The sequence below is a fragment of the Acinetobacter silvestris genome, from assembly GCF_002135235.1.
GTDB lineage: Bacteria > Pseudomonadota > Gammaproteobacteria > Pseudomonadales > Moraxellaceae > Acinetobacter > Acinetobacter silvestris.
Genome location: NZ_NEGB01000003.1, coordinates 80,076 through 106,612, shown reverse-complemented (window position 1 = coordinate 106,612; position 26,537 = coordinate 80,076). Strand labels below are relative to the sequence as shown.

Here is a 26,537-nt window from a genome sequence, read left to right as displayed (position 1 = left end):
CGAAAATAAAACTTAAGTATTTGAATTAAAATATTTTATCTAGACATGCAGTTTTATAAAACCATCAGGTGTTTGAGCCTCTTAATTCACCATTACTTAAAAATTTTACTTTTATATTTTGAGAATAAATAATGAATATTATTTGCATGTTTGCAGTAGCATGGCTACTTTATAACAAGAAGAAGGAACCTCCTTATGATTTTATTAGATCGATTAAATATCAAACATCCTATTTTTTTAGCACCAATGGCGGGAGTTTCTACACCAGAACTGGCGGCTGAAGTTACAAACCAAGGTGGACTCGGTTCCTTAGGTATTGGCGCAAGCTCAATTGAATCTGCCCGAACACAAATTTTGAGAACAAAACAACTCACGGATGGTGCTTTCCAACTCAACTTTTTTTGTCATGCACCGACCGAATTAAACATAAGTGAAAACACGGCATGGATTCAAAATATTACTCCTCATTTTGAAAAATTTGGGGCTGTTCCTCCACGTGAATTAAAATGTATTTATCCAAGCTTTTTAGATGATGATGAGTTTCTCAATTTAGTGTTAGAGACCCAACCGAAGGCCGTCAGTTTTCACTTCGGTATTCCTCATGCCTATCAAATTCAACAATTAAAAGATGCTGACATCATAACCATGGTTTCCGCCACTAATTTAGCTGAAGCACTCGCAATTGAAGCTGCAGGCATCGATATTATTATTGCTCAAGGTATTGAAGCTGGTGGACATCGTGGTATTTTCAATCAAACCTTTGATGCTGCAATTAAAACAGCTGATTTAGTGCAATTAATCAAACAACATTGCTCATTACCGATTGTTGCTGCGGGTGGCATCATGAACGGTCAACAAGCGAAGACCATGCTGAATTTTGGTGCTGAAGCCGTACAACTTGGTACTGCATTCGTACAGTGTAAAACTTCTAGTGCCAATGTAGCTTATCGTCAGGCACTTTTTAATCATCCATTAACTCAAATTACAGCCAGTATTTCAGGACGCCCTGCACGTGGTTTAATTAACCACTGGCATACTCAAGTTGATTTACCCAACCGACCACACGTTGCAGCTTATCCTTATGCATATGACTTAGCAAAACAACTGAATTTATTAGCCTTAAAAAATGGGGATAATGGTTATGGTGCATTTTGGGCAGGCAGTAATGTTGCACAAATTCGAAAGTTAGAGGCTCCTGATTTAATTAATCAGTTAGTTTTAGAAATGAACCAATGTTAATCCAAATAACCTATTTCTAATTTATCAATCAGGTCATACTGTTTATTTTTTAATATGATCTCGACTCTGCTCTACTAACATATATACCAAATCCAATTCTGGGCATTCATAGCCTAAAGCTGTGAGTGCAGCAGTTATTTGCCCACGATGATGGGTTCCATGATTAAACACATGCAGTAAAGTTGCGGTAAATGGTAGACAAAGTGCTTCCCCATTAACACGCTTATAACTTAAAGATCCAGCAAGTCGCTCATCTGTCAAAGTATGAATAAAATCAATCCAATGCCGTGATTTTGTATTCAACTGTTCTAAGCATTGTAAACAGTCCGATTCTATAGGTGTAGACAATGCAATTGCGGGTGAAACTCCTTCGGTAAAACGCCGATACCATAAATAGTGTTCCCCTAAAAGAAGGTGATTTAGCGTTCCAAAAATACTTTTAAAAAATAAGCCCACATCACGATATAAATCTTCATCTGTAACGGTTTTAAGATGCTGTACTAATCGTTCAGTTGCCCAAATATTGTATTGAGCCATCAGTAATAATTGTTGTTTACACATCATTCGATCATTTTTATTAAGAATATTGAATTGATTAAATATATACCATTAAAGCCGATGACTTTACCAAGACATTCACTATTCAATATATTAAATTTAAAAAGCCAATACTTTGAGTATCGGCTTTTTGGTTGCTAGAAAGAAATCGAATTAAAAACGGTTATCTCTAAACATCGGTAAAGAGCTATTCAGTTTGACCACTTCATTCACCAATTTATTCATTACAGCGGGAATAAAAGCATCTGCCATTTGTGCAGCTTGTAAACCTAACTTTTCACCCAATGTCGGTTTACGGCGTGTTTGAATTACATACACGTCATGCTGAGCCAACAAAGCCAAAATATATTCATCTGAAGTTTGTAATTTATCTACTAAGTTTAAATCAATTGCATCTTGACCATACCAATGCTCACCTGTTGCCACTTTTTCGATATTTAATTGCGGACGATACTTCTCAACAAAATGCTTAAATAAATTATGAGTTTGTTGTAACTCTTCTTCAAACTTTGCTTTACCTTCAACGGTATTTTCACCAAACATGGTTACAGTACGTTTAAACTCACCTGCGGTATACAGTTCAAAATCAACATGATGTTCTTTCAACAAGCGGTTAAAGTTTGGAACTTGAGCGACCACACCAATTGAACCGACTATAGCAAATGGGGCAGAAATAATTTCACTGGCAATGCACGCCATCATATAACCACCACTTGCAGCAACTTTGTCGACACAAATGGTTAAATGGAATCCAGCATCACGCAGGCGTACCAATTGTGCAGCAGCTAAACCATAGCCATGCACCATACCACCTGGACTCTCCAAACGTACAACAACACGATCACGCCCTGCTTTGGCTGTTGCTAAAATAAGCGTAATTTCCTCACGGATATTTTCTACTGCGGATGCCTGAACATCACCTTTAAAATCTAAAACATAAATTTTTTGATTATTTTTCTTTCGGTTACGCGCCTCTTTGGATAATTGTTGTGATAACTGTAAGAGTTCAAATGTAGAGGCTGTAGTTTGTGCAATTTTCTTTCTCTGCTCATTAATTCGTGCATTTAAATGGCTAACACGAATCTCAGCAGGAACTTTGGGTAAGTGAAATAACATAAAGGCATCAAACTCATATATTCATATTTATGTCTTTAAGATGTGGTCTATTAAGGAAAAATTCAATAGCACAACTGTATTTTCTTCAAGCTAAATCGCCTCAAGCCTCCTTTTGCATAACGCATAAAAAAAAGAGCCTTTCGGCTCTTTCTCATGCAATCATAGGATTAACCAAAACGACCTGTAATATAAGCTTCTGTTAATTGATGATCTGGCTGGGTAAAGACTTTTTCGGTCGCATTCACTTCAATTAAATCACCTAAGTGAAAATATGCAGTACGGTCAGAAACACGAGCGGCTTGCTGCATAGAGTGCGTTACGATGGCAATGGTATATTGATGAGAAAGTTCAGAAATCAATTCTTCAATTTTTGCTGTTGCAATTGGATCAAGTGCGGAACATGGTTCATCCATCAGAATCACTTCAGGACTGACTGCAATGGTACGTGCGATACATAAACGCTGCTGTTGGCCACCAGACAAACCTGTACCCGGCTGATTTAAACGATCTTTCACTTCATTCCAAAGACCCGCTTTATGCAAACTATTTTCAACAATTTCTTCTAAATCATACTTATCACGCGCTAAACCATGTAGCTTTGGACCATAAGCCACGTTGTCAAAAATTGACTTTGGAAATGGATTTGGTTTTTGAAATACCATACCCACTTGTGCTCGCAACAAAACCACATCTAGATTTGGATCATAAATATCTTGGTTATCTAGACAAACTTTACCAGTCACACGGCAGCTATCAATCGTATCATTCATACGATTCAAGGTACGTAAAAAAGTCGATTTACCACAACCCGATGGTCCAATAAATGCAATCACTTCATTTTCATAAACTTGAAGATCAATACCTTTGATGGCTTCAGCTTCACCATAATAAACATGGACATCTTCAGCACTAATTTTTACGGTGCTGTTTTTTTCTTTTTTCGATGGCGATGATTCAAACTGAGAAACAAAAGAAGTCGTCTGACGCTTTTGCTCTGTACTTGTTGAAGTAAATTGCGAGTGTTCTGAATTCACGGTCTTATCCTGTTCTAAGGAATTTTTAAGTTCTGTCGTATTCATCTATTCTGTCCTATTTTACCAACGAACTTCAAGTTTCTTACGTACCCAAATTGCAAAGCTATTTAAGCTCACCATAAGAGCAAGTAATACAATAATTGCAGCGGCTGTACGTCCTTCAAAGAAATTACGTAATTCATTGCCTTGCCATAAGTAAACTTGGACAGGTAATGCAGTGGATTGATCTAACGGTGATACTGGAATATTGGCGACAAATGCACTCATTCCAATTAATAATAAAGGTGCGGTTTCACCTAACGCATGTGCAACACCAATAATAGAACCCGTCATAATTCCAGGTAATGCTAAAGGTAAGACATGATGAAAAACAGTTTGGATTCGTGATGCACCTATACCCAAAGCGGCTTGACGAATAGAGGGTGGTACTGCTTTTAATGATGCACGAGTAGTAATGATTACGGTGGGTAACGTCATTAAGCTAAGCACTAAACCACCGACCAATGGTGCAGAAATGGGTAAATGCATCCAACCAATAAAGATGGCTGCTCCCAACAAACCAAATACAATTGAGGGTACGGCTGCAAGATTATTAATATTGACTTCAATAATATCCGTAATAAAGTTCTTAGGTGCGAATTCTTCAAGATAAATGGCACTCGCTACCCCTAATGGAATAGAGATGAAGATGACAATGATCATCATGAACAATGAACCCATGAATGCACCCGCCAAACCAGCTGTTGCAGGCGAACTACGCGAATCTGGGTTGGTAAAAAGTTGGGTATTAAATGTCCGTTGGATAATACCTTTCGCAGCAAGCTGATCAGAAAGCTGACGTATCTCCGGACTGAGCTGTTGTTGCTCATCTGGTAGAGAGCGATCAATATTCCCCGCTAACCAGACATCAATGTTAGCATCGGTTAAAAAGTTTAATTCTACCGTTTTTCCAATTAAAGCTGAATCTTTAAAGACCATATCACGGATTCGATACGCTTCTGAGCTGGTATATAAACTACTTAAGTCATCACGATGAGTAACCAGTGCTGGATCTTTGGCAATTAAAGCATTGGCGATTATGGCATCCCAATCCACCATTCCCATTTTAGTTTGCCACTCGATATATCGTTCTTGAAAGTGTGCTGGAGATTCTCCCACTTTTTGCGTTGGTCGAGGACCTGCATCAATCAGAGTCGGATCAAAATAAACTGGAACCGTGATACTGGCTTGCCAAAATGCAGGAAGCCCCTTATACATGATGCTACCAAATAATAAGGCAACAAAAGCCAGTCCAATAATCACTGAAGAAAAGCCTGTCCAACGAAATATTTTTTCTTTCCGATGACGTTTTGATAATGAACTGGCAATTTTGGCTTTACGTTTGTCACGTAACTCCGCCGCGGCCTGAGGATCAAATACAGTTTGATCCACTGGAGATGTATTTGATCTACTCATTCGTATTGCTCACGATATTTACGCACAATATAAAGTGCAACAATATTAAGACACAGGGTAATTACAAACAAAGTCAAACCGAGTGCAAATGCAACCAGTGCCTGTGGACTTGCAAAATCTGTGTCACCAGTTAATTGTTTTACAATGGTCACGGTGACTGTTGAGACTGCTTCAAATGGATTGACATGTAATAAAGGGCTATTCCCTGCAGCAAGTACCACAATCATGGTTTCACCTACTGCACGAGACACAGCCAATAAAAATGCACCGGTAATTCCCGGTAAGGCTGCTGGCAACACCACTTGACGAATCGTTTCAGATTTTGTCGCACCCAGACCTAAAGAACCATCCCGTAATGAACGTGGTACTTGAGTAATAATGTCATCTGAGAGTGATGACACGAAAGGAATAATCATAATTCCCATAGCAAAACCAGCAGTTAAAGCACTGGTCGCATTAATTTCCAAACCAACTGCTTCGCCCATTAACTTAAATACAGGCCCAATGACCATCAGTGCAAATACACCATAAACAATGGTCGGAATACCTGCGAGTACTTCAATGGCTGGCTTCGCCCAAGATCTAAATTTTGGCGAAGCATATTCAGCCAAATAAATGGCAATCATTAAACCCAATGGTACTGCCACCAACAATGCGATGCCGCTGACCATTAATGTTCCCCAAAGCAATGGCAATAAACCATAGCTGCCTTCAGCATTACCTGAAGTACTAAATCCGGGATTCCATTCAGTACCAAAGAAAAAATCGACTGGGGAAACAAAGTGGAAAAAATGCACCGCTTCTTTAAACATCGACATGACGATACCAATCGTCGTTAGAATCGCTACCCCAGAACATAAAATTAAAATAACATTAATGGTACGTTCGACTTGGTTACGTGCACGATAGTTTTGACTGACTCTTTTTTTCGCCCAAACTAAGCCCAACATCGCAGCACAAATGACCACGGCAAATTTTGCTAATTCACCTACTTTTTCAAACTTGGCCAAATGCTCTGCAGCTGCAACTTCATAAGCTGCTGGGGTATCACTCACCCCAAAACCTGAAGCAATGGCTTTAATTCGATCTACCAATACATCTATACCAGCGACATCTAAATTGGCTGTAATATTTGCAGGCACATTTTGTAAAATTAAATATTGTAAAACATTTGGTTCAACTAAATTCCAAATCATTAAAATCAAGAAAGCAGGGATACCACACCACAATGCCACCAAAGCACCATAATAGCCTGGTCGCGAATGCAATGTCGCTGAGTTATTCCCCTTACCTGCTAGGCTTCGGCTTTTACGTAATCCGATTTGATATGCGATAGCCACGAGTGCTAATAACACGCCAATGAGTAGCAGATTCATGTATTCTCCACTGTTTTTCCAATTTTAAGTCTTTGAAAAAACGCTGCTTAACCAAAAGGCTGATGGTCATTTCTTACCATCAACCCCTCATTTCATCTATTCTTACGCTTATTTACCAGCCTTGAATGCTGCAAGTACTTTGGCACGTTCAGCATCAGACAGTGAAATTAAACCTGCTTTATCTAGTTTAGAACCTTTACCAGATACTTTTTTATTTAAAAAGTATTCAGTGTATTCTTTCAACCCTTTAATTGATTGAATGTGCTCGCCTTTCACATAGAAATACAATGGACGAGAAACAGGATAAGTGCCATTCAAAATCGTTTTTTCAGACGGTGTTACATTGTTAACTGTTGCAACTCGTAATTTGTCACGGTTTTGATCATAAAAACCTAAACCAAATACACCTACAGCACTCGGGGAAGTTTTTAAGCGTGCCAATGTTTCAGTATAGTCACCTGCAATTTCAATTACTTTACCGTCTTTACGGAAATTAGAGCATGCTTTCTTTTGTGCATCTTTGTCTAACTTTTTAAAGTAATCATAAGTTTCACAGCCTGCTTCAACCATTTTTTCTTGGAACACTTCACGTGTACCATGGTTAGAGGCTGGAACAACTAAAGTAATCGGTTCATTTGGAAGTGATTTATCAATTTGGTTCCAACGTGTATATGGGTTGGGTACTAATTTACCATTTGATGGTAATTCTGCTGCCAATGCTGCAAATACATGTTGTGGGCGAAGCTTATAAGCTGCTTTGCTTGAATTTGAAGCAAATACGATACCATCGTAACCAATTTTAATTTCTTGAATTTTATTTACGCCCGCTTTTTTACACGCAGCGATTTCTGTATCTTTAATTTTACGTGATGCATTTGCAATATCAATGGTGTTATCACCTACACCTGAACAAAACTGCTTTAAACCTGCAGATGAACCGCCAGAACCCACAACTGGTGCTTTAAATTGTGGAAAAGTATTACCAAATTCTTCTGCAACAATACTTGCATAAGGTAATACCGTCGATGAACCAGCAATTTGAATTGTGTCACGAGCTGCATTTGCTGTTGTAGCAACAACTGCTCCTGAAACTGCTAATGCAAGTGCAATGTGATTTAAGCGCATTCGTTTCTCTCTTAATTGAATCAATTTGGAGTACGCCACTTTGTTATGAAGTTTTGTACTTTTTCGATATGAGCATTTTGATTTTAAAATATGACAAAGAGGTTACAGCTTTATGACGCTTTTATGATATTTAATACAACAACTAAAAATTAAAATTATTTAAATATAATTCAAATACTTGAGAATATTTATAAAATATATTTTTGGTCTAAATTTATTGTTATAAATGTAAGACTTTATGTTAATGTCATCAATATCATCTTATTTTATTATTTTTCAGAATAGAAATAACACTAACTGCTACGAAATGAGATGTACATTTTTCAAAATACTGAACATATAAAAAAGAGGTCTGTGACAGACCTCTTTTTTAACACTTAGATCTAATTAATCCAGCGCTGTTACATAGCTACCATCAGCAATAGCATCTTTAATACGATCTGCTTCTGCTAACACAAGGTTAAGCAAGTTCTTCACGTTATCTAAAGTCGCTACTGGGCTTAAAGTGGTCATTTTCAAAGATTGATTTTGACCAACTTTAGTCACCCCAATATTCGCTTCACCACACGCAAACAATTCATCTGCGACGTTTTGATTCAGTGTATCAAGCAATTCTGTTGGATAACCTTCAGGAATTACACGGAACAGTACCGAAGCAAATTGTGGATCAACTAACATTTCTAAACCGTTGGTCGCAGTAATATAATCTGCAACTTCACGGGTAAGTTTCACACCATGATCGATCATTGAACCGTAAAGCTCTTCACCTAATGATTCAACAGTCATCCACAATTTCAATGCATCGAAACGACGCGTTGTTTGTAGTGACTTCGACACAAGGTTTGGTACGCCATGCTCTTCATCATAAGCCGAGTTTAAGTACTCAGCTTCATAATGCATGAAACGGTAGTTCGCTTCGTCTTTCAACAAAAATGCACCACATGAAATGGTTTGGAAATAATGCTTATGGAAATCAAGTGTCACAGAATCTGACAATTCAATACCATCTAACATATCACGGTAATCATTCGATAGAATGAGTGCACCACCCCACGCCGCATCAATATGCATCCACGTGCCATACTTGTTAGTAACATCACGTATTGCTTTTAATGGATCAATCGCACCAGCATCGGTTGTACCCGCAGTTGCGACCACACATGCCACAATTTTACCTGTCGCGCGAAGGTGTGCCATAGTTTTTTCCAACGCAACAACGTCCATCTGTGCATTTTCATTCACAGGAACAGTCACTACAGATTGGAAGCCCATGCCCATCATTGCCATGTTCTTTTGCACAGAAAAATGTGCATTTTCAGAACAAATGACTTTAACGTTACGCATTGCATCCGCAGGGATACCATCACGCTGAACAGACCACGGTTTACCGTTTTCGTCTTTCCAGTTTTTAGCAATACAGGCATCACGTGCAAGCAATACACCCATCAAGTTAGATTGTGTACCACCTGAAGTGAACACACCTGCTTGACCTGCACCATAGCCAATTTTTTGACGAAGCCAATCAATGAGTTGAACTTCCATCAAAGAACCTGCAGGGCTTTGATCCCATGAGTCCATCGATTGGTTAGTTGCATTAATCAACACTTCAGCAATTTGACTGGTGACCATCGTTGGGCAATGCAAATGCGCTAAAGAATGCGGATGATGTACTTTTAAGCTTTTATTGAGGAAAAGCTCGACCATACGCTCAAGTGACTTCTGTACACCTAAACCTTCTTTTGAAGGATTAAATGCAATTACACTGCGTAGCTCTTTAATGCTGCCGCCCGTGTACATCTTGTCATTTTGCAACCATGCTGCTACAGCTTTTGTAGCCTCACCCATTGCTGACTCATAGTCAGCAATGGATTGAGCATCATTGCAGAGTAACGCTTTACGATGTTCTGCAAAATCAACCATTATGCGCCTCGAACTGCAACAAGTGCTTCAGCAATTGCTTTCTTAAAGCGAGAAACTGCTTCAACACACTCATCATGTGTAATGATCAATGGGCAAAGTAAACGAATTACAGTACCATTACGACCACCTTTCTCTAACAATAATTTGTTATCGAAACATGCCGTTTGAATCGCTGCTGCCAATTGAGAATCACCTGGTAATGAACCCATGTGATCTGCTGTTTGACGTTCATCTACAATCTCAACACCCAACATCAAGCCACGGCCACGTACGTTACCGATACATGGGAATTCTACTGCTAATTTTTTAAATTCAGCTTGTAAGAAATCACCACGTTCTTGTGCATTTTGCGCAAGATTTTGCTCTTGGATAGTTTTGATCGTTGCTAGACCAGTACCCATTGCAAGCTGGTTACCACGGAAAGTACCGGTGTGACCTGCAGGCTGCCAAGCATCAAACTTACGTTTAATACCTAATACTGCTAGTGGCAAGCTACCACCTACCGCTTTCGACATGACAATCACATCAGGCTCAATTCCTGCGTGTTCAAATGCAAACATTTTGCCTGAACGGGCAAAACCAGCTTGAACTTCATCCAGAATCAACACGATATTGTGTTTTTCAGTGACTTCACGGATTTTTTTCAACCATTTGGTTGGCGCTGTAACCACGCCGCCTTCACCTTGAATTGCTTCAAGAATTACAGCTGCTGGTTTAGTTACACCACTTTCTACATCTTCAATAAAATTTTCAAAGAAATAGGTCAAAGCATCTACGCCAGCTTCACCACCAATGCCTAATGGGCAACGGTATTCATGTGGATATGGCATAAACTGTACGCCTGGCATTAAACCATTCACTGCATTTTTAGCAGATAGATTACCAGTCATCGCTAATGCACCATGGGTCATACCATGATAGCCACCAGAGAAACTAATAACCGTACTACGGCCAGTGTAGGTTTTTGCCAATTTAATAGCTGCTTCCGTGCCATCTGCACCAGATGGACCACAGAACTGTAGACAATATTCAGCCTTACCGCCAGGTAATTGCTCAAGTAATGCTTCAGTAAATGCATCTTTTAAAGGCGTGGTTAAATCTAAAGTATGTAATGGAAGTCCACTCGCTAAAGTGTCTTGAATACTTTGAATCACCGCAGGATGATTATGGCCTAAAGCCAATGTTCCTGCCCCAGCTAAACAATCGAGGTACTCTGTACCTTCAACATCAGTAACCCAGCATCCTAAAGCTTTTGCTATCGCCAACGGTAATTTACGTGGGTAGCTACGAACATTAGACTCCATCTGACTTTGGCGAGCCAAATAGTATTCGTTAGTAGAATTAGGGGCAGGATTTACAGAAGAAACGCTCATATCGAATTACCATCTCTGATATGGGTTGAAAGAAATAAGTCGGGTGACTTGCGGTCCTTTGACTCGGTGCTTTATAGAATCTAGTTAGACAAAGATCTTGAATAAACTAGGAGCGCGATAATACAGTTTTTTCAAATAAAATAAATATCTTTTATGTACTTATCGACAATCTGTTTATCGAAAAAAACATTCATCACACTATTCTTTTGAATTATTATCATACTCTGTGACAACATAAAGAAAAGCCTGTTTATTTTAAAACCGCCTCATTACTTGCTATATTTATGATTAATAGAATTAAAATTTAGCCAAAGATTTGTTTTTAATGCATTTATTTATCAGATTAATTTGCAAAAAAATATTTATTCACTACAAACTTACCACAAATTTTGCATCACTCCTGCATAGGTTATGGTTAGCTTAATTCATCTATTCACTTTCTAATTATTTTCATTCAAAGGATAAATACATGCGCTTTTTAACCCCTTCTGCTTTTCTTTTAGGTACTGCAGTAAGTACAATGTCATTTGCAAGCTCAGTTGAAGCTTTGAACTATAATATTGCCAATATTCAAGCCGAAGCAACGCGTCAAGTATCTAATGACGAAATGTATGCGATTTTATATATTGAACAAAATAATAAACAACCCGCACAACTTTCAACGCAAATTACGCAACTCATGAATCAAGCCATGACTATAGGCAAAAAATATCCGCAAGTTAAAATCAAAACAGGCTCACAAAGTACCTATCCGCTTTATGACAATGACAACAAAAAATTAAAGGAATGGCGTGGTCGTGCTGAAATTCAAATTGAAAGTAAAGATTTTAAAGCCGCTAGCTTATTAATTAGCGAATTACAGCAATCCTTTCAAACCCAATCGATCAACTTCAGTGTTTCAGATGAACAACGCAAACTGGTTGAAAATGAGCTGATACTTGAAGCATCTAAAAACTTTCAACAACGTGCACAAGTCATTAGCCAAGCATGGAATAAGTCAGGTTATAACTTGGTTAGTTTAAACTTAAATACCAGTAGTAATTATCCACAACCGATGATGCAACGTTCAAGTATGGCAAAATTTGCGAGTGCAGAAATGTCCGATGCACAAGCCGTTTCATCGGGTGAATCCAAAATTACGGTAAATGCCAATGGGACTATTCAATTTAAATAAGCATTGAGGTTATGTTAATTAAAGGCATAAATAGCTGTAATAAAAGACTACAATTATTGTCGTCTTTTATTATTTTACCGTGAAATATTCTGCTAGATTAATCGGCTATTTTTGAACATGCTTTGATTGGATTATGATGTCGCTGTCTGAACTCAATTTATCCCTTTTTAATGATATTAATGCACCTATAAATGCCAGTGAATGGTTAATTAATTTGGCCATTTTTATCGCCAACGATACATTGTATTTAATGCTTCTGATTTTTGCATACTTTTGGTTGCGTGGTAGTTATGTCGTTAAACAACAAATTATTAAAGCTTTTATCTTTACCAGTACAGCTATCGTGATTGGCGAAGTTATTTCATACTTTTTCTACCAACCACGTCCTTTTGTGATGCAGGTCGGACGGACATTGATAGAGCATGTGCCAAATGCCTCCTTTCCAAGCACTCACATGCTGATTTTTAGCAGCATTGCCTTCGCCTATTATTTTTCTTCACAGCGAAAACTTGGTGTCATATTAATGTTGCTTGCATGGAGCGTAGCATGGTCAAGAGTGTATCTTGGTGTGCATTTCCCGATCGATATGCTGGGTGCATTTTTCCTTGCTTTCGCCATCAATGTATTCGGCTTAAAACTATGGAATACATACCAAAATATTATGATGCAGTGGATCTTATCGCTTCATCAGACACTATTTAAGATCTGGATTAAAAAAGGCTATATCAAATAATCAGGCTTAAAACAGCTACAGACAAAGCTAGCTAAGTAAATTATTTGATTCAGCCATTCACTTAAAAACCGCATACTGAATATGCGGTTTTTATTTTTTTTCAGACGTTTTGCTTAATCAACAAAACACATGGATAGTGACTATCCAAAATATAGTGACTTACTTTTTAAATGGAAAAGCATATTTCACAATCCGACTTAACACTTGCCCATACTGTTTAAACAAACTGGCATTGTTATAATTCAAACCATATTTTTCACACACTGCCTGAACTTTTGGCGCCATTTTACGGTAACGTCGTGCTGGAATATCGGGGAACAAATGATGTTCAATTTGATGACTAAGATGCCCTGTCAAAATATGAAAAGCCTCTGAACCGGTTAAGTTGGAAGAACCACGAATTTGACGCATATACCAATGCCCACGACTTTCATCCTCTAAAACCGTTTTCGGAAAAACTTCAACATCTTTGGTGAAATGGCCACAAAAAATAATACTAAAGGTCCAGACATTGCGAATACCATTGGCGACTAAATTCCCAGCCAATACGGGTAATGCCGCAGGGCCTGCAATCAATGGAAAGAAGACATAATCTTTAAAAAATTGTTTCGCAATTTTCTTTTGAGTGGGTTTCCATTCTTGAACAAATTGAGCAAAGGTCTTACGTTTATAAATTACTTTACCAATTTCTAAATTTTGAATCGCAACGCCCCATTGAAATAACAAGCAAAATGGGATGCTATACAATGGTTGCAACAAAAATCCTGGTTTCCAACGTTGTTCAGGGAATAAACGCAACAAGCCATAACCAATATCATCATCCATACCTTTAATATTGGTATAGGTATGATGTTTATAGTTATGTGTTTCACGCCAGTTGTCAGCGGTACCCACGATATCCCACTCATAGGTTTGACCATTGAAACGGGAATCATTCATCCAGTCATACTGACCATGCATGACATTATGACCCAGTTCCATATTTTCCATAATCTTTGAAAAACCAAGTAACCCCGTACCTAACAACCATGCCGGTGGAAACCAACCCGCAAATAAGCAAGCACGGCCTAAAATACTGCTATAACGAACCGCAGAATAGACACGTTTAATATATTTGGCATCTTTTTCACCAATATCATCTAAAACTTCTTGCTTGATCGCATCGAGTTCACGTGCTAATGCATCAAGCTCAGTCTGTGTTAACTCACGATTTTTACTATTTTTAAAATATTGGAATTTAACTGGCATATTCATTTCGACGTACTCGCTTAAAGATCAATCACTAAATTAGTTTGGGCAGTATTTACACAAATTTTGAGCGGATTACCTGGCTCAGTATTTTCACTGCCATTCACTAAATTTTTAGTTGCCCCTTGGGCCTTGTTACATACGCATTTATTGCAAATCCCCATACGACAGCCATATTCAGGTTTAATATTTTGTTGCTCTAAACCTGCGAGAATAGATTGACCTTTGGGAATACTGATACTTTTATTCGATTTCGTTAAGGTCACTTGAATAAAACCAACATCATCCGAAATCATCGGCGTTAAACTAAATGCTTCACTTTTAAAGATCTGAGCATCTGTAAATAACACTTCTGCTTTACTAACAAAACCAGATGGGCCACATGCATAAACAGTATGGCTGGCTAAATCTTGAATTAAATCGACATGTTGTTCATTCAACCGAGTATCTCCACGTTCTTCTTGTGTATAAAAAACATGGAATTTGAAGTTGGAGTTTTGCTCTGCAAGCTGTTTAAAGTATTGTTTAAATGCAACATCAGCATGTTTTTTTACCCAATACATCAGTTGAATCGGTTGTGCCGATTTTTTCTTGGTGTTGGTTAATGCTTTGATCAAACTAAACATTGGCGTGATGCCGCTGCCTGCCGCTAAAAGTAAAATAGGTTGATCAGGCGTGATTAACATATCGCCATAAGGTTGACCAAACTCAATCACATCACCCACTTTGGCTTGTTCAGTCAGGTATTGACTCACAATGCCTTGTTCAACTTTTTTTACAGTAAGCAACACATGATTGGCATCTAATGTCGTTAAACTATAAGTCCGTTCATAACGACGACCTTTATACTCAACAATCACTGGATGATGTTGTCCTGCTTGCCCCTGATTAAAATAACGATTCGTTTGTAAGGTTAAGCAGACGGTATCTGTCGCGGTATATTCTTTTTGTACAACTTTACCTAGAGCCTGATGCACAGACCAAAGTGGATTGATTTTTTGCAACCAAAAATTCGCAGCATTTTGGTCTAAGATATTCTCAGCCAAACTACTTAACAGTGATTTACGTTTTTCAATCGTCAGCATATGCCACTCAAGATACAGTTGATTTTAATTATTATACATGTGTATATATATTTGTATATACGCTTGTATTGTATCTAGACATTTCAATTGTGTAATTGCAAAGGCTATAATAGATCTTAATTACTTTTTACTTGATATCTATGAATCAGCCTTCTGCTACACCTTACACCGATTTAGAAAATCAAGAACATCATCATGCACTCGAAAAAGTGGTTGTTCGTACGGTAGGTAGAAAAGCAACCATTACTAAAGATGAACTTTTCCAAGCAGCGCTGAATTTGATTGGTCCGCAAAAAAGTATTGCTGCTTTGAGTTTAAGAGAAGTTGCGCGTGAAGCAGGTATTGCACCGAATAGTTTTTATCGTCATTTTAAAGATATAGATGAACTCGCCATTGAACTGATTGATCGTTCGGGGATTGTATTACGTCAAATTTTACATGAAGCTCGTGTTAAAGCTTCGAAACAAAACAGCATTATTCGCACTTCGGTTGAAGTATTTATTGAACAACTGGATGCGGATGAAGGCAATTTAAGTTTATTACTACGTGAAGGTTATACGGGTTCAAACTCTTATAAAACCGCAGTGGAAAAGCAACTAAACTATTTCCAACAAGAATTAAAAGATGACTTAATTCGTTTAGAACATATAAATCAGAGCAAACTGGCTCATCCTGATTTAGTTGCAAAAGCCATTACCCAATTGGTCTTTAATATGGGTGCTAAAGTCATTGATCTCCCAATAGATGAACGCAAAGAAGTTGCAGAACAAACCATGATCATGATTCGCATGTTATTAGAAGGCGCACGTCATTTGAGTGAAGCTCATCCCGAAAAATGAGATCATATAATTAATACTTAACCAATTTGCTTTAAATTTTGATATATCAATAATTAATCAAGCGCTATTATTTAATCACTACTGCCATTGGATGATATTGAGTTCAAAGTACAATATCATCTGTCACTCAAATTATCCTATGATGCAATAAACTATTCATTAGTTAGAATGAGATATACCACACTAAAATTACTCTGCTACTTTTCACATAGAATTAAGATTATAGGTGTAAAAATAAGTCAAAGCTTAGATGGATAATCTAACTTAACGCTGACTTTGATGTGGCTAAACACTTTTTTATATGCTTTAAAACGCATCGTTTGGGTATTGTTGATATGCAATTATTAAATGACAAACAAAGTCTCATTGCCAGTTATCTGCTCATGTTCATTTTTTTAATTGCACTCATTCCCTTGCATTTAATGGTGAGCTTCTTTGCAGGTTTTATTGTTTTTGAAATTATAAATAGTCTAGGCTCGGTGACCGAAAAATATATTGATGGTCAACGAGCACGCTTAACCATTAGCGTTATTATTGGCGTCATTATTGTCACCTGTATCGGACTGGGTATTACTGGCTTAATTAGTTTTGTACAGCATGATTTACAAGGCGCTGGCTTAGACGAACTGAATGGTGATATCGATGCTACATTACAAAAATTACAAAATGAAATTGTCCATTTTCTCCCAGGATTCATTCCTTATAGTCTGACTGAGCTTAAAGATCAGACCTTAATTTTAATTAAAGATAATTTGTCTATCCTTAAAAATACAGGTACAGACATTGTACATAATTTTGCCACCATGATTATTGCCGCTATTATTGGTGTTCTAGTATCTCTACATCATACTGAAACGAATATTAAGCAACCTGCTTTCAAATTAGCACTTATTCATCGCATTCAAAATCTATCTATTTCTTTTAAAAATGTGGTATTTGCGCAAGTTAAAATTTCACTGATTAACACCCTCCTATTTATGATCTTTGCGCATATTGCGCTACCCATTTTTGGTGTGCATTTACCTTTTGCCAAAACACTCACCATTTTAACGTTTGTTTTTGGACTCATTCCCATCGTCGGAAATCTCATCTCCAATACCATCATTGTCCTGACTGGACTGACCATTTCAGTGACAACAGCAGGTATTGCTTTGACCTATCTTATTTTGATTCATAAATTAGAATATTTTGTGAATGCCAAAATTATTGGGACAAAAATTCATGCTGCCTCATGGGAAGTACTTTTGGCGATGCTTATTTTTGAATCAATCTTCGGCTTAACAGGCCTTATTGTTGCTCCAATATTTTATGCTTACATAAAGTTAGAGTTAAAAGTCGCAAATATGATATAAAATGTGACCTACATCAATAAAACAAAGAGTGATGAAATGGAGAAACACATAGATCATCGACACCTTATGAATACTGTCCAAAAAATACTCAATCGAGATTGGGATCCGATTGAAGTTGCCGAAGTACTAAATGATGAATATGACGCATATTGCGCACCAATTACTGAAATATTAGATGACACTAAAGCTACTCAAGAACAACTCTCCAATTATCTCGAAGAAGTTGAACGAGAACAAATGAGTTTAAATGCTTATAGTGAACAAAATAAACGTCGCCGAGCGACCACGACCCAATCGCTTTGGACTTTACATATCTCCGCTAACCACTAATTATTGCGCATTCAAAAAAGTACCCTAAGGTACTTTTTTTGTTATAACTCACAAAACAATCAAACGATTACGGTTTAACCACCACCAAAATTTGAATCGCTTCAGGTGTGACAGATAAGCCATTCAAAAGATCTAAACCTTCTTTCTGGAATTTCTGTAAGCGTTCAATTTCATCAGTACGAATACTTGGGTTAAATTGTTTCAAGTAAGTTAAACGATCAATTTCATATTGCCATTTACTGCCATAAATTTCTTTGGCTTGTTGTTTCAATTCAGGTAACGCTGCTTTGGCAATATCCAATGCTTGTGTATAACGTTGTTCAACCACATCACGGCGTGCTTTAACAACCTGACGGCAACTATTGCTATCTAAGTGATGAATATAAGGTTTGATAATTTCAGGATCAATCTTGGCAGATAAATCTTGGCCATTTTCATTCAACAACACACGAATCAATTGGGTAGGTAAACTTGATGGCAAGTTCAATGCTTTTGGTGCAATCACATCTACTTTAAACCAAACTTCCAATAACACAGAACCTTGTTTTAGTGCACTGGTTTTAAGAATAGCAACATTGGTACTACCAAAAGACTGAGTCCGAATCATTTCCATGACACTTTCAGTAAATGGATGCTCTAAAGTGATGTATTGCGCATCTTCACGAATTTGCGCTTGATCACGGTAGAAAGTGACCGTCATACCATCTTCATCCAAAGTTAAACCTTGAACTTGCATTTGGTCAGTCGGTTTAATAATCACTGTGCCGTTACTTTGCTCATCAAAATCAATATTGGTCGACGCCATAAAGCGCTTCATAAACATTGGCAAAGTGGTATTGTCATCATACTCTTCAAGCGCTTGTACAATTTCCTGCGCCACGATTGGACGACATGAATTGTACTCAAGCAAACGGTCACGTCCAGCTTGTAATTCATTTTCAAGCGCTTGACGTTGTACGTTTACAGCGTCAAGTAAATCTTCAAATTTTTGACCAAAATCGGTTAATAAACATTCTTTAAGATCAAGAATAAAATTTTCTTGAAGGGTTTGTGCCGTTGGAGAAATATTACTAAAAATATTTAAAGCTTCATTGTACCAACGGAACATACGCTCTTGTGCCGTTCCCACTAAATAAGGCACATGAATTTGAATTCTGTTCTCTTGACCAATACGATCTAAACGACCAATACGTTGTTCAAGTACGTCAGGATTCGCAGGTAAATCAAATAAAATTAAATCAGATGCAAACTGAAAATTACGTCCTTCCGAACCAATTTCAGAGCACAGTAAAATTTGTGCACCATACGAGTCTTCAGCAAAATACGCTGCCGCTTGGTCACGCTCAAGTAAGCTCATCCCTTCATGGAACATGGCTGTACGAATACCTGCATGAATACGCAATGCATTTTCTAAGGCTTCAACCACTGGTCCACTACGCGCAATTAATAACACTTTTTTATGTTTTAACTGAGTACGCAACATTTCCATAATCCACGATACACGCGGATCTGTTTCCATCCAAGCACCATCTAACTGCGCCTCTTCAGGCCACATTTGCTCACGCAACTTACCGTCTTTCGACCAATTTGCTGATGCTGGTAAAGGTGCTGGTTGACAGTCACGACCTGGGAAGCCTTGAATCGCTTCACGGGTATTACGGAATAAAATACGACCTGTACCATGACGATCTAATAATTCGTGAATGGCGCGGAAACGTTGTTCTGGTTCATCATCAATTTTATGACCCAATAACTTTTCAACAGCATCTAAATGTTCTGTTTCAAGTGGAAAATCAGACATCAATGCTTCTGCAATTTTTGCAGTGTGATGATATTGTTCTTCTTCATTCAAGAAGCGTTCAAGTGAACTAAAACGTTGTGGATCAAGTAAACGTAACCGTGCAAAGTGACTTTCTACACCCAATTGTTCAGGTGTTGCTGTCAGCAGTAACACACCCGCAGTTTTTTCAGCAAGTTCTTCAACTAGGTCATAACGATCGTTACCGCCGTCTTCTTCAGACCACATCAAGTGATGTGCTTCATCTACAACAAGTAAATCAAAGCCAGCTTCAATTGCTTGTTCACGTAAATCATCATGGTCAATCATCAAATCCACAGATGCAATAATACATTGCTCAGTCAAGAATGGATTCAACTCAGGATCATGTTCTTTAATCGATGCAGTACGGGTTAAATCAAACAATGAGAATTGCAAATTGAAACGACGACGCATTTCAATCATCCACTGATATTGCAGTGAATCTGGAACTAAAATTAAAATTCGCTCAGAACGACCAGTTTTCAATTGTTGATGAATAATTAAACCAGCTTCAATCGTTTTACCTAAACCCACTTCATCGGCAAGCAGGACACGTGGTGCAAATCGCTTACCCACTTCATGCGCAATATATAACTGGTGTGGAATGAGACCAACACGCGCACCAATCATGCCACGTAAAGGACTATTTTGCATATTGGCTTGCATTTGCATTGCTTCAATACGCAAGTCATACCATTCTTTATAATCAATTTGGCTCGCCAGCAAACGATCTAAAGGTTTAGACAACTGAATGGAAGCACCTATACGGGTTTCATTCAAAGCTTTACGTTCTTGTGTACCATCTTCTAAGGTACGAATGACGTTATAACGAATCACACCATGACGATCATCAAACGATTCAACCGCCCACGTCTGGCCTTCTTGATCTTGCACTTCATCATTTACATTAAAGACAATTCGAGATAGAGGTGCGTTGTTACGTGCATAAACACGCGTTTCATCACTTTTAGGGAACAAGATACTGATTGATCGTTCATCGACATCAATCAAGACACCTAGTCCAAGTTCAGTTTCTGTATCTGATAACCAACGCTGACCTATAGCAAATTGTTGCAATTTTTCCACCTTTTATCTCAAATGAGGACTGAAAAACGAATGTTCAAATCAGGAGAATATTTGAACAAAGTTTCACACCTTTACGCAATACTTTTTGACATAAAGCCCACTAAAAAATGGACTTCTACAATCTTTGTTAAAAATAATTTTGAACTAAAACGGAACAGGACAAATAAATTGTACTAGCTCCTCTGTTTGAGGATGAGAAAAACTCAGCTGTTCTGCATGTAGACACAAACGATCCATCAACTGTTGTTGTTCCAGTGTTGCATATAAGGTATCACCAACAATGGGATGACCTAAATATTGCATATGCACACGTAACTGATGTGAACGTCCTGTAATCGGCGTCAGTTCGACCCGTGTTACTGGTTGTCCTTGAATTTCAAAATGTTCGGTTGCTTTCCAATGCGTTAACGCAGGTTTATTATGCTCTGGATCTGCGATATGTAGGGGTGGTCGAGCAGGATCATAAATGACAGGTACATCAATGGTACCCTCACCTTCTAAGTGTCCTGCGACTAAAGCTTGATAAGTTTTTGAAGTTTGTCGTTCTTGAAACTGACGTGAAATACTTTTTTGTCCCCATTTCGTTAAAGCAAAGACCAAAATACCTGAAGTATCACGATCTAAACGATGAATGAGTAAGGTTTTAGGTTCTATTTTTAATAATCTATTAATAACACAATCTTGTAAATCTTCGGTTTTACCTGGAACTGTGAGTACACCTGCGGGTTTATGGATTACCATAAAATCTTCATCACGATGTATCAGGTGTTCGGTTAGAAAATTACTCAAGGTTCAAATCCGCTGATCGTGCAAACAAGCGAGCAATGATATGAATCTTGGCATAAAATTACAATGGAAATTATCAGTTTTATCGCATTTATATCGATATTTCAGTTATAACGCTGAGTGTGTATGCATAAAATATTAACCTCAGTATTTTAGGCTTTTCACCCACATCCCAACATAACCTTAAAATTTTAAAATGCTATAAAGCAGTCAAAATTAATTAATGAGTATCTAAATGACTAAAATATTTAAGAATTCAATCATCAGTACACTCATAATAAGCTCAACCGTTTTGACGGGTTGTGCCACGGCGACACTGTTAAAAAAAGATAATGGTGTCCGCACTCAAAATGTACAAACCACGTTAATTGAAGATAATGTACTTGCCTTTGCTAAACCGGCTCAAGCGGTTTCAAACTTACCCAATGACAGTATTGTTATTGTTGGCGAGAAAAATAGTTATGTCCTGACGCAAGGTGGCGCACGTTTTGCAAAACTCATTTCATCATTAGATGCTAAAAACATTCAAATTACAAAAGACTTAACTTTTTATTCTGCCAATAATGATGGCAATTTTACTGGTTCATTGCCGCTTGCCTATGTCAAACTTTCTGAGGATGTAACCAAAGCCGATCGTGAGTTTTTTATTGAAAATGGTGCGGAGGAATGTACCAATTCAAGTGATCACAGATTAAAAGCACAACGCTTTTGCTTTAATCTAAAACTCGCTGGTGTAGTCTATCCAGTCGCCAGTAATAGCACTTCATTTAAAGCATTAAGCAAACCTTACCGAGTCAGTATTTATACGCATAAACAAGTCAAAGATTACTCAAAAGCCTCTTCTAAAACTGCTGATAAATTAATGCTTTTCCCTTTTGCTGTAGCTTTTGATGTAGTCACCTTACCATTTCAAGCCGTGCATAAAATTTTTGATTAAAAGCCAAACAGTGAAATACACAACAAGATTCAGACTTGAGTCTTGTTAAATTGATAATAAATGTATCGTATAGCTATAGTTGATTAGAATCTTAATCATCAGTTTTAGCACAATCTTTTTTCGATTCTATAAATTTTATATATGGTGATTTAACTGAGTTTATATTTATATTAATTTGTGATGATACGCATACTCAATCCTCCTGATAAAAACTAAAAGGCGCATCATTTTTCAATAATGCGCCTTTTAACTACATAACTATTTAAATAAACTTTGAGCTCAACTTTATTTCATTTCTGCAAATGTTTCTTTGGCCATTTGCACGGTAAACTCAATATCTTCATCACTATGTGCACTTGAAATAAAGCCTGCTTCAAATGCTGATGGTGCAAGATTTACCCCACGCTTTAACATGCCATGGAAAAACTTACGAAAAGCATCAACATCACATTTCAACATTGAATCAAAGCTGGTAATGTCTGCTTGATCTGTAAAATACAAACCAAACATTCCACCCACCTGTTGGGTTTTAAATGCAATTCCGGCTTCATCCGCAGCAGTTTGTAAGCCTGCTAGAAGTTTAGACAATTGCGCTGTTAACTGATCATAAAAACCTTCGACACGTAAATGCTTAAACATTTCAATGCCCGCTCGCATTGCCAAAGGATTACCCGACAAAGTACCCGCTTGGTAAACTTTTCCTAGAGGTGCAATACATTGCATGACTTCACGTTTACCACCAAAAGCACCTACAGGTAAGCCAGCACCAATAATTTTACCTAAAGTGGTCAAGTCAGGTGTTACACCATAATGTGCTTGAGCACCACCTAAGCCGACACGGAAACCCGTCATCACTTCATCAATAATAAACACTGAACCATGCTCATCACAGACATCACGAATGGCTTGAAGGAAACCGTCAATTGGTTTAACCAAGTTCATGTTACCCGCAACAGGTTCTACAATTACCCCAGCAATTTCTGAACCAAACTTCGCAAAACATTCTTTTAAAGTGGCAATATCATTATATGGAAGCGTTAAAGTATGTTTGGCAAAATCGGCTGGTACACCCGCAGACGTCGCCTCGCCTTCGCCATTGGTCAACATGCCTGAACCGGCTTTGACTAAAAGCGAGTCAGAATGACCATGGTAGCAGCCTTCAAATTTTACAATTTTGTCACGCCCGGTATAACCACGTGCAAGACGAATCGCAGTCATAGTCGCTTCTGTACCGGAATTGGTCATCCGTACCATTTCAATCGAAGGCATGATTTCGCAAATAATATCAGCAAGTGTCGTCTCATGAACCGTTGGTGCACCAAAACTTAGGCCATCAACTGCGGCATCTTGTACCGCTTGAATAATCGCAGGATGCGCATGTCCAAGAATCATCGGTCCCCATGAACCGACATAATCCACATAACGCTTACCATCAACATCAAATAAATAAGCGCCTTTAGCTTTTTCAATAAAGACTGGTGTACCACCGACACCATTAAACGCACGTACTGGAGAATTCACGCCACCTGGAATATGTTTACTGGCTTGTTTAAATAATTGCTCTTGCTTTGGAGATAAGCTCATGAATTCTCTCTACTCAAATAAAATAATTAATCAATACAACATTAAAAACAAAAACTACAATTAAGCGGTTTTCTCAAATAATTCAGTCCAAGCATTCAGTCGATCTGGAATTGCATTCATTGGCAGCCCCAATATATCACTGATCACCGCACAAAGATCAGCACCTGCTTCAATCACTTCTTTTGAGTTTTCAACAGTTAATCCACCAATAGCGCAAATAGGCACATTCAATTGAGCTTTGGCTTTTTTTAGAGTCTCTAAACCAATATTGCCTGCTTCAGGTTTAGTTTCAGTGGCATAAATTGCACCAAATGCCACATAAGTGGCACCTTCAGTAATCGCTTTTTCTGCCAATTCAATAGAGTTAGCACACGTACTACCAATCACCACACCTTGAGGTAAACGTGCTACAGCGTCTGCAATCGAGCCATCACTTTGTCCTAAATGCACTCCTAAACCATATTTTTCTGCAAGCTCCAAGTCATCATTGATCACAAAAGGAATACGATATTCGGCACACATCGCTTTCATATATTCAACTTCATAGTACTGATCTTCTTTGGCAACTTTTTTACGACGGTACTGCAAAATAGCCACTTCACGTGTTGCCATTGCACCTTCTAATTTAGCGAGTAAAAGTTCTAAAGGATCATCATTCGTAATTAAATATAAGCCGCGCATTAAACTTCCAAAATCAAAATATTTGTTAAATTATAATATAGTTCTATTTGTAATTCTGATCTAACCATAAAAACCAAGCAATATACTGGATATAAGCACGAAGGAAATTGGATGCAGCATTTAAATTTTAAAATGGGCTTATGTTCAATAAAATTGATAAGACAACTTATGTCGTCTGACTCTAGTGCTGCTGTGACTTTTTTGGCATGATGTCTTCAAGTGATAAGTGAATAATGATAAATGACTCAAATGCGTTGGTTAGAACTACTTGCAACAGTTCGTATGGGCAGTAAAAAACAAAACTCAGAACAGGCACGTAGTCCTTTTCATAAAGATTATGACCGCATTATATTTTCGCAAAGTTTTCGACAATTAAACCGAAAAACCCAAGTCCATCCACTCACCCAGCATGATGGTATTCATACTCGTTTAACCCACTCTTTAGAAGTGTCTTGTATTGGACGTTCATTGGGTATGCTTGCAGCTGAAAAAATCAAAAATGAACTTCCTGTATGGATTTCTCCTGCGGATGTGGGTGCGATTATTCAAGCCGCCTGTTTAGCACATGATATTGGTAATCCCCCTTTTGGACATGCCGGTGAATATGCTATTCGAGAATGGTTTGACAATGTCTCACATACGGGATTCTTACAAGATTTAAGTCCCGAGCAACAAGCTGATGTCCGTCAGTTTGAAGGTAATGCACAAGGCTTACGTTTACTCACTAAAATTGATTACCACCCAAATGACGGCGGTATGCGTTTAACATATGCGACTTTAGGTGCCTATTTAAAATACCCTTGGCTGTCTAAAACCATTGAGTCTCAAGGTGATACACCAGCAAGCAACCGTGCTAAATTTGGTTGTTATCAAGCGGAGAAAGAAATTTTAAAAGAAATTGCCGAGCAATTAGGGTTGATTAAACTCGGTGAGTATCACTATTGTCGTCATCCACTCACCTACTTACTCGAAGCTGCCGATGATATGTGTTATGCCCTCATTGATCTTGAAGATGGCATCATTTTAAATATGCTGAGCTATGAAGAAGTAGAACCGATATTTTTAGATTTGATTGGTGAATATGCTCGACCTACTGAACTAACTACACCTAATACCACATGGCAGCAAAAAATTGCAGCACTCCGTGGCCGTGTGATGAAGCGCCTGGTAGAAGAAGTTACCACCGCTTTTGCCAAGCATCATTTTGAAATTTTATCAGGACAACTCAAAGGTAGTTTATTGCAATATTGCACTGCTGACATTGAAGTTGGCATAGAAAAAGCCAAAAATCTCGCACGTGAAAAAATCTTTGAGCATCCACAGAAGTCTGGTTTAGAAATTATTGCTCATCAAAGTTTACAACATATTTTGGATGCTTTTATTCCACTGACCACCCCAAACAAAACACTCAGTTTTAAAGATCAACGTTTAATGTCAATACTAGATCGTTTTGGTGCGCGTTTTAATGACAGTCACTATGACAATATTATGCAAACCTTAGATATTGTGAGTAAATTTTCCGACCATCAAGCCTATAACTTGGCGCAAGAGTTACAAGGGAATAAAGTTGGATTCTTTTAGAATGCTCAGAAGTTCTGAACTAGTAATTTTACTTGCTTCGTTATACCCTCAACAAAATTAATTATTTAGAGATGAGTTTTAATTATCTTATAAATTGAGCTCAATG

Annotated in this window: 22 protein-coding genes; 8 read left to right on the top strand and 14 right to left on the bottom strand. The window is 37.8% G+C overall.

Annotated features, from left to right (window positions below; genetic code table 11):
- Positions 1 to 195 precede the first annotated feature (195 nt).
- Positions 196 to 1,239: an NAD(P)H-dependent flavin oxidoreductase gene (locus B9T28_RS06635; protein ID WP_086203210.1), complete on the top strand. Its 1,044-nt coding sequence runs from the start codon at positions 196 to 198 to the stop codon at positions 1,237 to 1,239.
- 42 nt (positions 1,240 to 1,281) lie between these two features.
- On the opposite strand, the gene B9T28_RS06630 is transcribed toward B9T28_RS06635, so the two are convergent.
- The 8 genes from B9T28_RS06630 to B9T28_RS06595 form a co-directional block, all read right to left on the bottom strand.
- Complete coding sequence (locus B9T28_RS06630; RefSeq protein ID WP_086203207.1) at positions 1,282 to 1,800, bottom strand: DinB family protein; 519 nt, start codon at positions 1,798 to 1,800, stop codon at positions 1,282 to 1,284.
- Between the two features lie 150 nt (positions 1,801 to 1,950).
- Positions 1,951 to 2,913 carry a protease SohB gene (gene sohB, locus B9T28_RS06625; protein WP_086203205.1) on the bottom strand — a complete coding sequence of 321 codons (963 nt, stop codon included), beginning with the start codon at positions 2,911 to 2,913 and terminating at the stop codon, positions 1,951 to 1,953.
- 167 nt (positions 2,914 to 3,080) lie between these two features.
- A complete protein-coding gene (pstB, locus tag B9T28_RS06620; protein ID WP_086203202.1) occupies positions 3,081 to 3,992 on the bottom strand; it encodes a phosphate ABC transporter ATP-binding protein PstB in 912 nt (303 codons plus the stop codon).
- A gap of 15 nt (positions 3,993 to 4,007) precedes the next feature.
- Positions 4,008 to 5,402 carry a phosphate ABC transporter permease PstA gene (gene pstA / locus B9T28_RS06615; RefSeq protein WP_086203199.1) on the bottom strand — a complete coding sequence of 465 codons (1,395 nt, stop codon included), beginning with the start codon at positions 5,400 to 5,402 and terminating at the stop codon, positions 4,008 to 4,010.
- On the bottom strand, positions 5,399 to 6,778 hold the full coding sequence (gene pstC / locus B9T28_RS06610; protein ID WP_086203197.1) for a phosphate ABC transporter permease subunit PstC: 1,380 nt from the start codon (positions 6,776 to 6,778) through the stop codon (positions 5,399 to 5,401). Before pstC ends, pstA begins: the two co-directional genes overlap by 4 nt.
- Positions 6,779 to 6,886: 108 nt before the next feature.
- The gene (locus B9T28_RS06605) at positions 6,887 to 7,903 is read right to left on the bottom strand and encodes a substrate-binding domain-containing protein (RefSeq protein WP_086203194.1); all 1,017 of its coding nucleotides are present in this window, start codon (positions 7,901 to 7,903) and stop codon (positions 6,887 to 6,889) included.
- A gap of 387 nt (positions 7,904 to 8,290) precedes the next feature.
- Positions 8,291 to 9,823: a pyridoxal phosphate-dependent decarboxylase family protein gene (locus B9T28_RS06600; RefSeq protein WP_086203192.1), complete on the bottom strand. Its 1,533-nt coding sequence runs from the start codon at positions 9,821 to 9,823 to the stop codon at positions 8,291 to 8,293.
- Positions 9,823 to 11,196 (bottom strand): diaminobutyrate--2-oxoglutarate transaminase, encoded by a 1,374-nt coding sequence (locus tag B9T28_RS06595; RefSeq protein WP_086203190.1) that lies wholly within the window; start codon positions 11,194 to 11,196, stop codon positions 9,823 to 9,825. The genes B9T28_RS06600 and B9T28_RS06595 overlap by 1 nt, the downstream gene beginning before the upstream one ends.
- 469 nt (positions 11,197 to 11,665) lie before the next feature.
- Here B9T28_RS06595 and B9T28_RS06590 point away from each other — a divergent pair, with 469 nt between their 5' ends.
- The gene (locus B9T28_RS06590) at positions 11,666 to 12,370 is read left to right on the top strand and encodes an SIMPL domain-containing protein (protein ID WP_086203187.1); all 705 of its coding nucleotides are present in this window, start codon (positions 11,666 to 11,668) and stop codon (positions 12,368 to 12,370) included.
- A gap of 136 nt (positions 12,371 to 12,506) precedes the next feature.
- Positions 12,507 to 13,103 carry a phosphatase PAP2 family protein gene (locus B9T28_RS06585; RefSeq protein WP_086203431.1) on the top strand — a complete coding sequence of 199 codons (597 nt, stop codon included), beginning with the start codon at positions 12,507 to 12,509 and terminating at the stop codon, positions 13,101 to 13,103.
- 159 nt (positions 13,104 to 13,262) lie between these two features.
- Here the strand turns inward: B9T28_RS06585 and B9T28_RS06580 are convergent, their stop codons facing one another.
- Together B9T28_RS06580 and B9T28_RS06575 are read right to left on the bottom strand one after the other, a co-directional pair.
- A complete protein-coding gene (locus B9T28_RS06580; RefSeq protein ID WP_086203185.1) occupies positions 13,263 to 14,357 on the bottom strand; it encodes a fatty acid desaturase family protein in 1,095 nt (364 codons plus the stop codon).
- A 14-nt stretch (positions 14,358 to 14,371) separates the two neighbouring features.
- On the bottom strand, positions 14,372 to 15,436 hold the full coding sequence (locus B9T28_RS06575; protein ID WP_086203183.1) for a ferredoxin reductase: 1,065 nt from the start codon (positions 15,434 to 15,436) through the stop codon (positions 14,372 to 14,374).
- A 140-nt stretch (positions 15,437 to 15,576) separates the two neighbouring features.
- Between B9T28_RS06575 and fabR the strand changes: the two genes are divergently transcribed.
- From fabR to B9T28_RS06560, 3 genes are all read left to right on the top strand, one after another.
- The gene (gene fabR / locus B9T28_RS06570) at positions 15,577 to 16,275 is read left to right on the top strand and encodes an HTH-type transcriptional repressor FabR (protein ID WP_086203180.1); all 699 of its coding nucleotides are present in this window, start codon (positions 15,577 to 15,579) and stop codon (positions 16,273 to 16,275) included.
- A 335-nt stretch (positions 16,276 to 16,610) separates the two neighbouring features.
- Positions 16,611 to 17,627, top strand: a complete 1,017-nt coding sequence (locus tag B9T28_RS06565; RefSeq protein WP_086203430.1) for an AI-2E family transporter — start codon at positions 16,611 to 16,613, stop codon at positions 17,625 to 17,627.
- A 66-nt stretch (positions 17,628 to 17,693) separates the two neighbouring features.
- Positions 17,694 to 17,957, top strand: a complete 264-nt coding sequence (locus tag B9T28_RS06560) for a hypothetical protein (RefSeq protein WP_143222600.1) — start codon at positions 17,694 to 17,696, stop codon at positions 17,955 to 17,957.
- Positions 17,958 to 18,024: 67 nt separating this feature from the next.
- Here B9T28_RS06560 and rapA read toward each other — a convergent pair whose 3' ends face one another.
- Positions 18,025 to 20,862 carry an RNA polymerase-associated protein RapA gene (gene rapA / locus B9T28_RS06555; protein WP_086203175.1) on the bottom strand — a complete coding sequence of 946 codons (2,838 nt, stop codon included), beginning with the start codon at positions 20,860 to 20,862 and terminating at the stop codon, positions 18,025 to 18,027.
- A gap of 144 nt (positions 20,863 to 21,006) precedes the next feature.
- Positions 21,007 to 21,651: an RluA family pseudouridine synthase gene (locus B9T28_RS06550; RefSeq protein WP_086203173.1), complete on the bottom strand. Its 645-nt coding sequence runs from the start codon at positions 21,649 to 21,651 to the stop codon at positions 21,007 to 21,009.
- Between the two features lie 232 nt (positions 21,652 to 21,883).
- Here B9T28_RS06550 and B9T28_RS06545 point away from each other — a divergent pair, with 232 nt between their 5' ends.
- Positions 21,884 to 22,585, top strand: a complete 702-nt coding sequence (locus B9T28_RS06545; protein WP_086203171.1) for a YidX family protein — start codon at positions 21,884 to 21,886, stop codon at positions 22,583 to 22,585.
- A 285-nt stretch (positions 22,586 to 22,870) separates the two neighbouring features.
- Here the strand turns inward: B9T28_RS06545 and hemL are convergent, their stop codons facing one another.
- Both hemL and thiE read right to left on the bottom strand, forming a co-directional pair.
- A complete protein-coding gene (gene hemL / locus B9T28_RS06540; protein WP_086203169.1) occupies positions 22,871 to 24,169 on the bottom strand; it encodes a glutamate-1-semialdehyde 2,1-aminomutase in 1,299 nt (432 codons plus the stop codon).
- A gap of 60 nt (positions 24,170 to 24,229) precedes the next feature.
- Positions 24,230 to 24,850: a thiamine phosphate synthase gene (gene thiE, locus B9T28_RS06535; RefSeq protein WP_086203166.1), complete on the bottom strand. Its 621-nt coding sequence runs from the start codon at positions 24,848 to 24,850 to the stop codon at positions 24,230 to 24,232.
- 240 nt (positions 24,851 to 25,090) lie between these two features.
- Here thiE and B9T28_RS06530 point away from each other — a divergent pair, with 240 nt between their 5' ends.
- Entirely contained in the window at positions 25,091 to 26,431 is a 1,341-nt protein-coding gene (locus tag B9T28_RS06530; protein WP_086203164.1) for a deoxyguanosinetriphosphate triphosphohydrolase, read from the top strand.
- Positions 26,432 to 26,537: the final 106 nt, after the last annotated feature.

Bases quoted from the DNA above. Each gene is read 5' to 3' on its own strand.
- pstB (WP_086203202.1), bottom strand. From the start codon at position 3,992: ATGAATACGACAGAACTTAAAAATTCCTTAGAACAGGATAAGACCGTG.
- B9T28_RS06590 (WP_086203187.1), top strand. From the start codon at position 11,666: ATGCGCTTTTTAACCCCTTCTGCTTTTCTTTTAGGTACTGCAGTAAGT.
- B9T28_RS06530 (WP_086203164.1), top strand. From the start codon at position 25,091: ATGACTCAAATGCGTTGGTTAGAACTACTTGCAACAGTTCGTATGGGC.
- B9T28_RS06600 (WP_086203192.1), bottom strand. From the start codon at position 9,823: ATGGTTGATTTTGCAGAACATCGTAAAGCGTTACTCTGCAATGATGCT.
- B9T28_RS06595 (WP_086203190.1), bottom strand. From the start codon at position 11,196: ATGAGCGTTTCTTCTGTAAATCCTGCCCCTAATTCTACTAACGAATAC.
- sohB (WP_086203205.1), bottom strand. From the start codon at position 2,913: ATGTTATTTCACTTACCCAAAGTTCCTGCTGAGATTCGTGTTAGCCAT.
- B9T28_RS06580 (WP_086203185.1), bottom strand. From the start codon at position 14,357: ATGAATATGCCAGTTAAATTCCAATATTTTAAAAATAGTAAAAATCGT.
- B9T28_RS06635 (WP_086203210.1), top strand. From the start codon at position 196: ATGATTTTATTAGATCGATTAAATATCAAACATCCTATTTTTTTAGCA.
- B9T28_RS06585 (WP_086203431.1), top strand. From the start codon at position 12,507: ATGTCGCTGTCTGAACTCAATTTATCCCTTTTTAATGATATTAATGCA.
- pstC (WP_086203197.1), bottom strand. From the start codon at position 6,778: ATGAATCTGCTACTCATTGGCGTGTTATTAGCACTCGTGGCTATCGCA.
- thiE (WP_086203166.1), bottom strand. From the start codon at position 24,850: ATGCGCGGCTTATATTTAATTACGAATGATGATCCTTTAGAACTTTTA.
- B9T28_RS06605 (WP_086203194.1), bottom strand. From the start codon at position 7,903: ATGCGCTTAAATCACATTGCACTTGCATTAGCAGTTTCAGGAGCAGTT.
- pstA (WP_086203199.1), bottom strand. From the start codon at position 5,402: ATGAGTAGATCAAATACATCTCCAGTGGATCAAACTGTATTTGATCCT.
- B9T28_RS06630 (WP_086203207.1), bottom strand. From the start codon at position 1,800: ATGTGTAAACAACAATTATTACTGATGGCTCAATACAATATTTGGGCA.
- B9T28_RS06565 (WP_086203430.1), top strand. From the start codon at position 16,611: ATGCAATTATTAAATGACAAACAAAGTCTCATTGCCAGTTATCTGCTC.
- B9T28_RS06575 (WP_086203183.1), bottom strand. From the start codon at position 15,436: ATGCTGACGATTGAAAAACGTAAATCACTGTTAAGTAGTTTGGCTGAG.
- B9T28_RS06560 (WP_143222600.1), top strand. From the start codon at position 17,694: ATGAATACTGTCCAAAAAATACTCAATCGAGATTGGGATCCGATTGAA.
- B9T28_RS06545 (WP_086203171.1), top strand. From the start codon at position 21,884: ATGACTAAAATATTTAAGAATTCAATCATCAGTACACTCATAATAAGC.
- fabR (WP_086203180.1), top strand. From the start codon at position 15,577: ATGAATCAGCCTTCTGCTACACCTTACACCGATTTAGAAAATCAAGAA.
- hemL (WP_086203169.1), bottom strand. From the start codon at position 24,169: ATGAGCTTATCTCCAAAGCAAGAGCAATTATTTAAACAAGCCAGTAAA.